The sequence below is a fragment of the Variovorax sp. 770b2 genome (genome assembly GCF_900115685.1).
GTDB lineage: Bacteria > Pseudomonadota > Gammaproteobacteria > Burkholderiales > Burkholderiaceae_C > Variovorax.
Genome location: NZ_FOXJ01000001.1, coordinates 1,705,783 through 1,718,969 on the forward strand (window position 1 = coordinate 1,705,783; position 13,187 = coordinate 1,718,969).

Annotated in this window: 11 protein-coding genes; 1 reads left to right on the plus strand and 10 read right to left on the minus strand. The window is 69.1% G+C overall.

Features of this window, described 5'->3' with window-relative positions; translation table 11 throughout:
- Positions 1-56 precede the first annotated feature (56 nt).
- The 10 genes from BM133_RS07805 to BM133_RS07850 form a co-directional block, all read right to left on the minus strand.
- Positions 57-1,661, minus strand: coding sequence for an MFS transporter (locus BM133_RS07805; RefSeq protein WP_093432786.1), 1,605 nt, complete (start codon positions 1,659-1,661; stop codon positions 57-59).
- Positions 1,662-1,674: 13 nt separating this feature from the next.
- Complete coding sequence (locus BM133_RS07810; protein WP_371286311.1) at positions 1,675-2,337, minus strand: PqiC family protein; 663 nt, start codon at positions 2,335-2,337, stop codon at positions 1,675-1,677.
- Complete coding sequence (locus BM133_RS07815; RefSeq protein WP_093432789.1) at positions 2,334-3,989, minus strand: PqiB family protein; 1,656 nt, start codon at positions 3,987-3,989, stop codon at positions 2,334-2,336. The genes BM133_RS07810 and BM133_RS07815 overlap by 4 nt, the downstream gene beginning before the upstream one ends.
- Positions 3,986-4,714 carry a paraquat-inducible protein A gene (locus BM133_RS07820; RefSeq protein ID WP_177224751.1) on the minus strand — a complete coding sequence of 243 codons (729 nt, stop codon included), beginning with the start codon at positions 4,712-4,714 and terminating at the stop codon, positions 3,986-3,988. Before BM133_RS07820 ends, BM133_RS07815 begins: the two co-directional genes overlap by 4 nt.
- The gene (locus BM133_RS07825; RefSeq protein ID WP_093432791.1) at positions 4,711-5,346 is read right to left on the minus strand and encodes a paraquat-inducible protein A; all 636 of its coding nucleotides are present in this window, start codon (positions 5,344-5,346) and stop codon (positions 4,711-4,713) included. Before BM133_RS07825 ends, BM133_RS07820 begins: the two co-directional genes overlap by 4 nt.
- A 20-nt stretch (positions 5,347-5,366) precedes the next feature.
- A complete protein-coding gene (locus tag BM133_RS07830) occupies positions 5,367-6,722 on the minus strand; it encodes an MFS transporter (RefSeq protein ID WP_371286330.1) in 1,356 nt (451 codons plus the stop codon).
- A gap of 92 nt (positions 6,723-6,814) precedes the next feature.
- A complete protein-coding gene (locus tag BM133_RS07835; protein WP_177224753.1) occupies positions 6,815-8,029 on the minus strand; it encodes a multidrug effflux MFS transporter in 1,215 nt (404 codons plus the stop codon).
- A 71-nt stretch (positions 8,030-8,100) separates the two neighbouring features.
- Positions 8,101-9,432: an LLM class flavin-dependent oxidoreductase gene (locus BM133_RS07840; protein WP_093435166.1), complete on the minus strand. Its 1,332-nt coding sequence runs from the start codon at positions 9,430-9,432 to the stop codon at positions 8,101-8,103.
- A gap of 5 nt (positions 9,433-9,437) precedes the next feature.
- Positions 9,438-10,295 carry a CmcJ/NvfI family oxidoreductase gene (locus tag BM133_RS07845; RefSeq protein WP_093432794.1) on the minus strand — a complete coding sequence of 286 codons (858 nt, stop codon included), beginning with the start codon at positions 10,293-10,295 and terminating at the stop codon, positions 9,438-9,440.
- A 13-nt stretch (positions 10,296-10,308) separates the two neighbouring features.
- Positions 10,309-11,106 (minus strand): SDR family NAD(P)-dependent oxidoreductase, encoded by a 798-nt coding sequence (locus BM133_RS07850; RefSeq protein ID WP_093432796.1) that lies wholly within the window; start codon positions 11,104-11,106, stop codon positions 10,309-10,311.
- A gap of 200 nt (positions 11,107-11,306) precedes the next feature.
- On the opposite strand from BM133_RS07850, the gene BM133_RS07855 reads away from it, so the two are divergent.
- Entirely contained in the window at positions 11,307-13,169 is a 1,863-nt protein-coding gene (locus BM133_RS07855) for a M48 family metallopeptidase (protein WP_093432797.1), read from the plus strand.
- The last annotated feature ends 18 nt before the right edge of the window (positions 13,170-13,187 follow it).

The window sequence follows — 13,187 nt, forward strand, 5'->3', positions numbered from 1 at the left end:
TTCGATGTCGTATTGAGCCAGCCTATACGTCGGGCCGTCATCGGCGTGTGCTTGGCCTATCGGTTTTCATCGGCCGGCTGCGCGGCAGGTCCTCGGCCGATCATCAGCCACGCACTCGACGCACTGAGCACCGCGAGCCCTGCGCTCAGCAGCATCACCCAGCGGAAACCCGCCACGAACGACTCGGCCACGGCGCGCTTGACGGACGCCGCGGTGGCCGCATCGACGCCTGGCGGTATCACCGCGCCGGCCAGCTTGCTGCGCTCGCCTTCGAGGAACGCGGACACCTCGGCCGAGGCGCCCATCTCGCGCAAACCGTCGGCCAGCGCGGCATCGAAGGCCCAGGCCATGACCGCGCCGAACACCGCGATCGCCAGCACCGCCGCGGCGCGCGACACCGCGTTGTTCACGCCCGAAGCCACGCCCGCGAGATCGGGCCCGACCGCGTTCATGACGGTGGTGGTGAGCGGCGCCACCGTCACCGCCATGCCCAGGCCCAGCACCACGACCGCGGGCAGGAAGCCGCTCCAGTAGCTCGCACCGACGCCCGGCACCGCGAACAGCACGAACCCCACCGCCGCGATGGCCGGCCCGATGACCAGCGGCAGGCGCGGCCCGAAGCGATCGACCAGTTGCCCGGCCCAGCCCGAGAGCGCGAACATGATGAAGATGAACGGCAGCAGCGCCGCGCCCGCCGCGGTGGCCGAGTAGCCCTGCACCTGGATCATGTTGAGCGGAAAGAAATACAGCCCGCCGCCCAGCGCCGCGTAGAGCAGCAGGGTCAGCAGGTTCGCGCCGCTGAAGTTGCCGATGCGCAGCAGGCCCAGCGGCAGCATCGGCGTGCGCACCTTGCGCTCCACCGCGATGAAGCCCGCGCTTCCCACGACGCCGACGCCCAATGCCGCGAGCACGTAGGGCGAGTTCCAGCCCTGCGTGGGCGCCTCGATGAACGCATAGACCACGCCGCCCAGTCCGGCGGTGGCGAGCAGCGCGCCCCAAAAATCGAGCCCGCCGCTGGCCGATGCACCGTGGCTCTCGGGCACGTGGCGCCACGTGATCCACAGCACCAGCAGCGCCATCGGCACGTTGATGTAGAAGGCCCAGGTCCAGGAGATGTGATCGACCAGGAAGCCGCCGAGCACCGGCCCCACGGCCGCCGTGATGCCGCTGAAACCCGACCAGGTGCCGATGGCCTTGCCGCGCTCCTTCGCAGGAAACGCCGCGCTGATGAGCGCGAGGCTGCCAGGCACCAGCAGTGCCCCGCCGACGCCCTGCACGGCGCGCGCGGCGATGAGCTGGTGCACGTCGGCCGCCAGCCCGCAGGCCACCGAGGAGAGCGCGAAGAGGCCCACGCCGATGGCAAAGATGCGGCGCCGGCCGTAGTGATCGCCGAGCGCGCCGCCCACCAGCAGCAGCGCCGCCAGCAGCAAGGCATAGGACTCGACCACCCACTGCGCCTGGAAGGCCGTGGCCTTGAGGTCGGACTGGATGGCTGGCAATGCGACGTTGACCACCGTGCCGTCGATGAAGGCCATGCTCGAGCCGACGATGGCGGCTGCGAGCACCCAGGGCTTCGAGGCCGGCGGGCAGGCACTCTCTTGCGCCCCGTCGCCATGGAGGATCAGCGTGTCGTCGCAGGGCGCCTTGCCGATCTGTGCCATGGGGGCCGCCTCGTCAGCTGTTCACCTGGCCATTCGCGCAGGCCGTGGAGGCCGGATTCGCACGCGCCGCGCTCAGGCTGCGTGCCATCGCCGCCGCCGCCGTGGCCGTCACGCGCTGGGCGCCCTGCGCCACGGCATCCACGCCGCCGCCGACCGCTTCGCCGATGTCCAGCTGGCACACCACGGTGCGCGCCTCGTCGGAGCGCCGCAGCGTCCAGCTGAAGCTCGCATCGACACGCCCGCCGTCGACCGCGTCGAACTGCCTCAATTGCACCGCGATGCGCCAGACCGGTTGCGAGGTCTGGCGCCCGCCCTTGGTCACGTCCAGCGCACCCAGCCGCGCGGAGATGTTGCTCGCGAGCGCATCGCGCAGCTCGTTCTCGAACGACGAGGCCCAGCGATGCTGCTCGAGTACCTCGACCTTCACGCTGCCGCCCGGCTGGCGCACCACCATCTGCGGGCGCGCGAAGCGCTCGGGCACCGCCACCGGCGCCAGTTCGATGTAGAGCGGCGCGGGGCTGCCCAGGGTCGAAGGCGCCGCGTCGGCGGCCGCGACCGGGCTGGCGAGCGTGTAGTAGTTGTCGGGCTTGCTCGCGCAGCCGGCGAGCGCCATCAAGGCAGCGCCGACGATCAGCGCGGGGTTTCCGAATTTTCCGAATGCGGCGTTCTTCATCATTTCTTGTCGTCCGGTTTGCCGCGCAGCAGCGACTCGGGATGGCGCTCCAGGTAGTCGGTCAGCACGCGCACCGAGCCCGCGGCGCGGGTCAGCTCCTGCAGCGTCTGGCGCATATCCTGTTGCAGCGGCGAATCGTCGGCCAGCGTGCGCTCGGCCGTGTTCACGGTCTTGCGCACGTCCTTCATGGCCGCGGCCAGCTCGGGCGTCACGTCGTTGTTGATGCGCGTGACGGTCTGCTCGGCGCTGGTGAGCGTCTTGTTGAGCGTGGCGAGGGTGGTGCGCAGGTCCGCCGCGATCTGCTCGTAGGGCACCTTGTTCAGCTTGCTTGCGATTTCCTGCACCTGCGACTGGATCTCGTCCAGGCTGTTGGGCATCGTGGGCAACTCGATGGGGCTCCTGGCCAGGTCGATCTTGGCGGGCGGCGCCTTCGGGAAGAAGTCGAGCGCGACGTAGACCGAGCCGGTCAGCAGATTGCCGTTGCGAAGCTGCGCGCGCAAACCCTTCTCGGCCAGGAAGCGCAGGCGCTCCTGCTGCGTGGCGCGCGACTCCGTGCCCTGCGGCTGCCCGGTCTCGCGGCGGCGCAGGCGGTCGGGATAGATCTGCACCAGCACCGGCATGCGGAACTCGCGCTCGGCGCGGTCGAACTCCACGCCGATCGACTTGACCTCGCCGATCACCACGCCGCGGAAATCGACCGGCGCCCCGGGCACGAGGCCGCGCAGCGACTGGTTGAAGTACATCAGGAGCGTCTGCGAGGGACCGTCGGGTTCCTTCATGGCCGCGGCTTCGTCCTGCGCGAGCATGAAGGCGGTGTTTTCCTTGGCGAGCGGACCCATCGCATCCTCGGGCGCCTGGAAGGCGATGCCGCCGAGCAGGATGGTCGCCAGCGACTGCGTGCGCAGCGTGAAGCCGCTGGCGCTCAGTTGCGCGTCGATGCCGCTGGCCTGCCAGAAGCGCGTGTTGACGCCCACGAACTTGTCGTACGGCGCATTGACGAACACGCGCAGCGTGACGCCGCGGCCATCGCCGTCGAGTTCGTAGGCGGCCACCTGCCCCACCTTGATCCGGCGGAAGTACACGGGCGAGCCCACATCCAGCGAACCGATGTCGGTGGAGCGCAGCAGGAACTGCTGCCCCGAGTCGTCGCGCGTGACGATGGGCGGCGCCTCCAGGCCCTTGAATTCACCCGCGGTTTCCTTCGACACGCCGGCATCGGCGCCGATGTAGGCACCCGACAGCAAGGTGCCCAGGCCCGAGATGCCCGAGGTATCCAGGCGCGGCCGCACGACCCAGAAGCGCGAATCGTCGGAGGTGAAGCTCTCGGCATCCTTGTTGAGCTGCACCAGCACCCGCACATGCGAGCGGTCGCGCGCCAGGCGCAGGCTCTGCACGAGGCCGATCTGCACGTCCTTGTATTTCACCGCGGTCTTGCCGGCCTCCAGGCCTTCGGCGGTCTTGAAGGTGAGCACGATCTCGGGGCCGCGCTCCAGCAGGATGCGCGCCACCAGCGTCACGCCCACGAGCGCAGCCACGATGGGAATCAGCCAGATCAGCGAGGGCAGCCACTCGCGGCGGCGCTTGACCTGCGGCTTTGGCAATGGCGGCGCGGACGGCGCCGGTCTGTCTTGCGGTTGCGGATCTTCTTCACTCATGCTGCTTGTTCTTCCCTGTTCTCGAAACTCTCTTGCACCGCCTGCGCCTCCTTGCTGTCCCAGGTGAGCTTCGGATCGAAGCTCAGCGAGGCCAGCATGGTCAGCACCACCACCGAGCCGAAGGCGGCGATGCCCACGCCCGCGGTGATGACCGCGAAGCCCTGGATCTGCACCAGCCCGGTCAGGAGCGACACCACGAACACGTCGAGCATCGACCAGCGGCCGATGATCTCGATGATGTGATACAGCTTTGCCCGCTCGTGCTGCCGCCAGCTGCTGCCGCGCTGGGCCGTCACCACAAGCAAGAAAAGCACCGCCAGCTTGAACAGCGGCACCAGGAAGCTCGCGATGAAGACGATGGCGGCCAGCCCGTAGGCGCCCGACACCCAGAAATAGATCACCCCGCTCAGGATGGTGTCGTACTGCGCGCCGAAGAGGGTGCGCGTGATCATCACCGGCAGCAGGTTGGCCGGGATGTACATGATGCAGGCCGCGATCAGGAACGCCCAGGTGCGCGTGAGGCTCTGCGGCTTGCGTGTGTGCAGGTGCGTGCCGCAGCGGCCGCAGGCATCGCCCTCTTGCGCATCGCGCCAGACGGCCGCGCAGTGCGGGCAGGCCAGGAGGCCCAGCGAGGCGGCGGTGGCGACCGGGGCGTCGGGATCGTGCGCGACGTCCTCATGCACCGGCCGCGTTTCGCGCGGCCTGCGAAAGGGAAACAGCTTCATGCGGAAGCCTCTTTCTCTTCGTCGCCCGCGGCCTGGAAGGTCATCTCCCAGAACGCGCCCGGGTTGAACGACAGCACCGCCGTCAGCGTGACCGTCAGCGCCATGAAGGCCCAGAGCGCGGGGCCCGGCACCACGGTCGCCATGCTGGAGAGCTTGACGATGGCCACCAGCACGCCGAGCAGGAACACCTCGATCATTCCCCAGGGGCGCAGCGACTGCATCATGCGCACCAGGATCGCGAAGCCCAGCGGCCGGTGCTCGCGGCGCAGCGGAATCAGCAGGTACGCGAGGATGCACAGCTGCAGCAGCGGAAAAAGAATGGTCGTGGCCAGCACCAGCAGCGCCACCACCGACATGCCCTCGGCCCCCAGCACCACCACCGCGCCGGCCAGCGTGGTCTGGCTGGTCAGGCCGCGCAACTCGATCTCGACGATGGGAAACAGGTTGGCGATGGCGAACATGATGAGGCTCGCCACCGTCAGCGGCAGGATGCGCTGCTGTTGCGAGCCGGGGTGCCTGTCCAGCTCGGTGCCGCAGCGCGGGCAGCGGGCCACGTCGCGCGGCTGCAGGGGCGTGCGGGTGTAGACCGCGTCGCAACCCGGGCAGACCACGGTGTCAGGTACTTCCTTCATGGGGTCGTACCCTACCCTATTCAGTGGTGCGGATTTGTCGTCTTCAGTCGCAGACTGCTGAAAACCGCCGCCACCGCCGCGCAAGAGGCGGCCAGCACCAACGCCACCACCGGGCCGTGCCCGCCGTGCGGGCTCCAGACGCTGAAGACCCCCGCCAGCACCACGGCGCCGAGGGTCTGGCCCGTGAGCCGGGCCGTGCCCAGCATGCCGCTGGCCGCACCGCTTCGGTGCGCGGGTGGCGAACTGACGATGGTGTGGTTGTTGGGCGACTGGAAGAGCCCGAAGCCCAGCCCGCACAGCGCCATGCGCCAGGCGATGTCGGCATTGCCCGGATGCGCCGGCAGCGCGGCCAGCAGCGCGAGGCCGGCGGCCAGCAGGCCGAGGCCGATGCCGCCGAGCAGCCCGTCCGGATACTTGCCGATCAGCTTTCCCGCGATGGGCGCCATCACCACGATGGCCAGCGGCCACGCGGTGATGAGCAGCCCGGCCTCGATGTGGCTGCGGCCGTACACATCGAGCAGCAGGAACGGCAGCGCGATGTAGGCCAGCATCTGCGCGCAGAACGCGGCCACCGAGGTGCCCATGGACAGCGCGAAGACCGGAATGCGCAGCAGGTCGATCGGGAAAAGCGGCACCGCCTGCGTGCGCTGGCGTCGAAGGTAGACGAAGCCCACCGCCAGCCCGGCCAGCAGGATGGCCCAGGCGGACCAGTGCGCACCGTCGCCTCCCACGCCGCCTTCGCGCACACCCAATCGGTCCACGCCCAGGAACACCAGCGAGAACATCAGCACGTTGAGCGCCACGTCGACGGGCGAGAACCTGAGCCCCGCCGCCGGCGCCACGCGGTTGAACGGCAGCGCCCTCATGCCCAGCGCGAAGGTGACGATGCCCAGCGGCACGTTGATGGCGAAGAGCCAGGGCCACGAAGCCACCGACAAAATTGCCGCCGCCACCGAGGGCCCGGCCACGGAAGACGTGGCCACCACCAGCGAGTTGATGGCCATGCCCTTGCCCAGTTGCGACGAGGGGTACGTGAGCCGCACCAGCGCCGCGTTGACGCTCATGATCCCGGCCGCGCCCAAGCCCTGGAAAGCGCGCGCCGCGATCAGCGTGCCGAGCGAGTTGGCGAAGGTCGCGGCCAGCGACGACAGCGCGAACACCGCCATGCCCACGAGGTACACGCGCCGGTACCCCACCAGGTCGCCGAGCGAGGCCAGCGGCAGGAGCATCACCAGCGTGGCGATCTGGTAGGCGTTGACCACCCAGATCGCCTGCGACGGACTGGCATTCAGCTCGCGCGCGATGCCCGGGAGCGCCAGGTTGACGATGGTGCCGTCGAGCACCGCGACGATCAGGCCGAGGATGATGACCAGCATGGCCCAGCCGCGCGCGGGCGAGGCCAGGCCGTCGATGGGCTTCAGGGTGTTGTCTTGGGCGCTTGCCGATGCGGCGCCTGGATGTATCGAGCTCACGCTTGCTGCGTCCTTCGTGTGGGTTCCGAGCGCACGCTGCCCAGCGTCAGCCAGGTCAGCACCAGCGCGATCAGCGCGCCTGCGGCCATGCCTGCCACCATCGGCAGCGGCCGGCCATCGGTGAAGAAGCCCACCACCGCCATGGCGAGTGCGCCCGTCAGCATCTGCAGCGTGCCGAGCAGCGCCGAGGCGGTGCCCGCGATGGCGCCGTGCATTTCGAGCGCCAGCACGCCGGTGGTCGGGATCACCAGGCCCATGAAGCCCGAGGCGATGAAGTACAGCACGATGAGCACCCAGATGCTGTCGCCGCCCATCGCGAAGTACGCGAACATCGCGACCATCGCCGCGCCGCAGCACGCGACGCCGAACTTCACGAGGTTGACCAGCCCGTAGCGCTCGCCGAGCGCGCCGGTGAACTGCGAGGCGCCGATGAAGGCGGCCGCGTTCACGCCGAAGGCCACGCTGTAGAGCGCGGGCGAGAGGCCGTAGTGGTCGATCATCACGAACGACGAATTGGCCAGGTAGGTGAAGAAGCCCGCCATCGCGAAGCTGCCGATGAACACCAGCCCGAGGTAGTGCCAGTCGCGCAGCAGCAGCCAGTAGGCCGAGAGCGCGCTGCCCAGGCTGCTTTCGACGCGCTGCGAAGCGGGCCGGGTTTCGTCGAGCAGCTTGACCATCATCGCGAGACCCGCCACCGCGGCGATGGTCACGGCCCAGAACACGCCGCGCCAGCCCGCCACGGCAATGACCGCACTGCCCACGAGCGGCGCGAGGATCGGCGACACGCTGAACACCAGCATCAGGAGCGACATCAGCCGCGCCGCGTCGGTGCCGGTGTGCAGGTCGCGCACGACGGCGCGCGGAATCGCCATGCCGGCCGCGGCGCCCAGGCCCTGGACGAAGCGCAGCGCGATCAGCGTGTGGATGTCGGTGGCCAGCGCGCAGCCCACGCTGGCCAATGCGAAGAGCACCAGCCCGGCATACAGCGGGGGCTTGCGCCCGACCATGTCGGAGATCGGCCCGTAGAGCAGCTGGCCCGCGCCGAGCGAGAGGAAGAACGCCGTGAGGCTCATCTGCACCGCGCCGATGTCGGCGCGCAGGCTCTGCCCGATGGCGGGCAGCGCGGGCAGGTACATGTCGATGGCGAAGGGCCCGATGGCCGAGAGCAGGCCCAGCAAGAGGGCCATCTTGAAGAAGGGGGAAGAACGCATTGACCCGATTGTCGCCAAGCGCGGCAACCGGCGCCCGCGTGGGGTCGGTTGCCTGCCCGCCCCGCCCGGCGCTAACTCGGGGAAAAGAATCGGTTGGCAGGCCGCGGCAAACCAAGGTTCTCGCGCAAGGTACGACCTTCGTATTCACGCCGGAAGATGCCGCGGCGCTGCAGTTCGGGCACCACCTTGTCGACGAAGGCGTCCAGTCCGCCCGGCAGCCACGGGAACATCACGTTGAAGCCGTCGGAGCCCTCGGTCTCGAGCCACTCCTGCATCTCGTCGGCGATGGTCTGCGCCGTGCCGACGAAGGCCAGCCCACCGTAGCCGCCCAGGCGCTGGGCCAGTTGGCGCACCGTGAGCTTTTCGCTGCGGGCCAGTTCGATCACGCGGGCGCGGCTGCTCTGGCTCGCGTTGGTCTCGGGCACGTCGGGCAGCGGCGCATCGGGGTCGAACGTCGAGGCGTCGTGGCCGAGCTGGATCGAGAGCGAGGCGATCGCGCTGTCGTAGTGCACCAGGCTGTCGAGCCTCGCGCGGATGGCGCGGGCTTCTTCGACCGTGTCGCCGACCACCACGAAGGCTGCGGGCAGGATCTTGAGATGGTCCGGCTCGCGCCCGAGCTTGCGCATGCGGCCCTTGATGTCGGCATAGAAGCTTCGTGCCGCGGCCAGCGTGCCCGGCGCGGCGAAGATCGCCTCGGCCGTTTCCGCCGCGAGCTGCCGCCCTGCTTCCGACGCGCCCGCCTGCACGATCAGCGGCCAGCCCTGCACCGGCCGCGCGATGTGCAGCGGGCCGCGCACCGAGAGGTACTTGCCCTTGTGGTCGAGCACATGCAGCTTCGCGGGGTCGAAGAAACGGCCGCTCTCGGCATCGCGCTCGAAGGCGTCGTCGGCCCAGCTGTCCCAGAGACCCGTGACCACGTCGTAGAACTCGCGGGCGCGGGCATAGCGCTCGTCGTGTTCCATGTGGTCGTCGCGGCCGAAGTTCAGCGCTGCGTCGGGGTTGGAGGTGGTCACGATGTTCCAGCCCGCGCGGCCTTCGCTCAGGTGGTCGAGCGAGGCGAAGCGGCGCGCGATGTGGAACGGCTCGTCGAAGGTGGTCGATGCGGTCGCGACCAGTCCGATGTGCTTCGTGTGCTGTGCCAGCGCCGACAGCAGCGTGAAGGGCTCGAACGAAGTGACCGTGTGGCTGCGCTGCAGCGCCTCGATGGGCATGTTGAGCACGGCCAGGTGGTCGGCCATGAAGAAGGCGTCGAAGCGCCCGCGCTCCAGCGTCTGGGCCAGTTGCTTCAGGTGCGCGAAGTTGAAGTTGGCGTCGCGCCAGGCACCCGGATAGCGCCATGCGCCGGTGTGGATGCTGACCGGGCGCATGAAGGCGCCGAGTCGCAACTGCTTGCCCGTGCTCATGCCGCTCATTCGGCCGGCCAGAACACCAGCGCGCGCAACTCGATGCTGCGGCGCGGCGGCGCCTCGGGCGCGCCGGTCGGGTCTTCGAACGCGGTGTGCGCGGTGAAGCGCGCGGTGCCGTCCTCGCGCGAGTCGTAGATCTTCAGGAGCAGCGCCTCGTCGGGCCGCAGCCTCGGGAACCAGTACCACCGGTGCTTCGGGTTCCAGGTGAAGGAATAGGTCTCGCCGACCTTGTCGGGGTAGACCAGGTCGCTGGGCACCATGTCCTCGAACGCGATGGAGCGCGCATCGCACAGCGCGAGCGGCAGGCGTTCCACCGTGGCCAGCGGGCGCCACAGGTTGACGATGGCGAAGCGGTGCTTCAGGCGCTCTTCTGCTTCTTCGGGCGGCAGGTGGGCGCGCACGCGGCGCGGCGCGGAGACGAAGGTCTGGTCGTTGTGCACCCGCCGCACGGGCTCGCGCAACGCGGCGGTGCGTCGCGAGCCCTGCGCGCTGTCGCGCAGCGTGTGGTCGAAGACGACGATCTTCTCGGCGCCCGTCACGTCGCGCAGCAGCGCTTCGGCCTCGCGGTAGTAGATGTCGCGGATCGCCCCGTCGTGCGAGAAATCGGCCACCACGCTGCGGTGCGAGATCTGCGTGAAGCCACTGCGGTCGAGCGAGAGTTCGCGCAGCGCCACGAGCGGGCGGCCATCGCGTATCGCCACGCGGCGCGGCTCCAGTTCGCCGGTCACCCAGGGCACGCCCGGCGGCGGCTCGAAGGTGTAGCTCACCGGCCTGCCCTGCCCCGCCTTCAGGTAGTTGAGCTCGCCCTCCACCGAGGAAAGCGTGGCGGCCACCAGGTGGTCATTCGATGCGGTGCCCATGCGGCATGACTCCTCAGAAGGGTTCCTTGAACGGGCGCAGGTCGAGTTCCTGCGTCCATGCGCTGCGGTGCTGCGCGTGCAGCTGCCAGTAGCTCTCGGCGATGGCGTCCAGCTGCAGCAGGCCGTCGTCGCCCGCCTCGGCCACGCGCTGGGGCGCATTGCTGCGCAGGCGCTCGCCGTCGATGCCGCCATCGATCACCACGTGCGCCACGTGAATGCCTTGCGGACCGAACTCGCGCGCCAGGCTCTGGCTGAGCGACCGCAAGCTGGCCTTGGCGGCCGCGAAGGCGGCGAACGGCGGCTTGCCGCGCAAGGCGGCGGTAGCGCCGGTGAACAACAGGCTGCCGCGCGCCCTGGGCGCGGTGGCCTCGAAGCCGTTGGCCAGCAGGCCCTGCAAGGCCTCGCGCGCAAAGATGAAACCGCCCAGCGCGCTGGTGCGCCAGGCCTGCGTGAACTGGTCGACCGAGATCTCCAGCGTCGGCGCGCGCACCGCGCTCGAGGCATTGAAGATCGCCACCGAGAGCGGGCCCAGGGCCTTCACGCGCTGCGCGATGCCGTGGATCTCGGCCTCGCTGGCCACGTCGCCTGCGAACACCTGGGCGCGCCCGCCGGCGGCCTCGATTTCAGCGGCCACCGCGGCGAGTTGCGCCTGGGTGCGGCCGGTCAGTGCGACGAGGAATCCCTCGGCCGCGAAGCGCCGTGCGAGCGCGGCGCCCAGGCCGGCGCTGGCGCCGACACCGGCAATCCAGGCCACCGGCGATGGGCCCGGACCGGAGGAAGAAACAGGGGGAGGTGAAGAGGCTGGAGGCATAGGTGAGGCCGAAGGCTATACCCCCGCTCCGGGGCGTGGAACGATGCAAAAGCGATAACCTTATTCGTTGGCTGGTCGCCGGCCGCGCACGCTTGACGTGCCACGGAATTTCCCTGCGACACGATCGGCGGCTACGCTATCGGCTTCCCGGACCGCTTCCACAACAACTCACAGCATCTGCCATCCAGGAGGAGTTACCCATGGCCTTCGCCCGAACGATCCATGCCGATCTGCTTCGCGTGTTTCTTCTGACCCTCGTGTCGCTCTTCGCCATACCGGCGGCGACGCTGGTCTTCACCGAATACGCGCTGCGCTCGCAGGACGCCGAGTTCCTGCAGTCGATCGAGAAGCGCATCAACGCCGATGCCCGCCTCACTCCCGACGACAAGGCGCAAGCCACCGCGTTCTACCGCAGCCACCCGCTCTCCAAGGCCTGCGACGCCACCGCGCCGGAAGACAAAAATTTCCACGACAAGGTGTGCAGTCCCTACTCGATGCAGTGGCAGTTCCACTGGGCCGATCGCGCCGCCCTCTGGACGCTGGCGCTCGGCGCGGCGTTGCTCGCCGCGGCACTGGTGCTGGGCGCGCTGGCCTTCGCCAACCGGGGCCTGCGCTACGCGAGCTTCGTCGCGGGCTGGCGGCTCATGACGGTGTCCAGCGCCGTCGAGGTCGTGCTGCAGAGCGCGATGCTGGTGTGGCTCTCGTTCTGGCTCACCGCCTTCTTCTGGCACAGCTACTACGTCAAGCTGATCATCATCGCCGGCGTCGCGGCCGCGGCGGCTGTCTTCTATGCGGTGTACACGCTGTTCAAGAAGCTGCCCTCGGTCAACGCGATCGACGGCGAGCTCATCGCCGAGGCCGATGCGCCGCGCCTGTGGGAGCGCATCCGCCAGCTCGCGGGCCGCGTGAAGACCGCGCCGCCGGACCAGATCGTCGCGGGCATCGACACCAACTTCTTCGTGACCGAAGCGCCCATCGAAGTCGGCGGACGCACCTTGAACGGCCGCACCCTGTTCGTGAGCCTTCCGCTCCTGCGCGTGCTCGACCAGTCCGAGGCCGATGCCGTGCTGGCCCACGAGCTGGCCCACCTGGGCGGCGGCGACACCCGCAGCAGCGCGGCGCTCGGCCCGAAGCTGCGGCAGTTCGACCAGTACACCTGGAAGATGCGCAGCGGCGGCCTCACCATCGTGGCGCACTACCTGCTGCGCCTCTATCGCATGATCTTCGAGTTCGCCCTGGCGCGCGACAGCCGCGAGCGCGAGTACAAGGCCGACCGCGTCTCCGCGAGCCTCACGGCGCCGAGCGCCATCGTGCAGTCGCTGATCAAGATCTCGGCCTACGCGAGCTACCGGAGCGACGTCGAGCAGAAGCTCTTCGCGCAGAACCGCCAGCACGACGGCGCGCTGGGCATCGCCAGCTTCGTGGCCGACGGGCTGCCGCCCTACGCCAGTTCCGAGGCGTTCATCGAGACGATGAAGACCGCCGACGTGCCCCACCCCTACGACAGCCATCCGCCATTGCTCGAACGCATGCGCAACGTCGACCACCATGTGCCCGAGAGCGTGTACGGCACCATCGTCGCGACCGCGCCAGAGGCCACCTGGGCCGACGAGATCGAGACGGCCCCTGCCATCGAGCAGCGCCTGTGGAGCGAGTACGAGCAGCGCTTCGTGCAGAACCACGACCTGGCCCTGGCCTACCGCTACGAACCCGCCACCGAAGAAGAGCGCGTCGTGGTGCTGCGGCACTTTCCGCCGGTCGAATTCGCGCTGAAGAACGGCGAGCGCATCGTGATCGACTACAAGGGCCTGCACCCGAGCGCGGACGGCGGCTCGACCATCGCGTGGGACGAGGTGAAGGGCCTCACCTACAAGGACGGCAGCTTCGGCGACACGCTGATCGTCACGCACCATGACAAGGCCATGCTGGGCGCGCGCACCACCAAGGTCAAGGTGGCGGGCCTGGGCAAGCAGAAAGACAACTTCAGGGGCGCCGTCGGCCACTACTGGCAACGCCACCAGGTCATGAGGGCACAGCAAAAAGAAGAAGATCAAGCGTCCTGACCTCCAGCCACCTGTCAC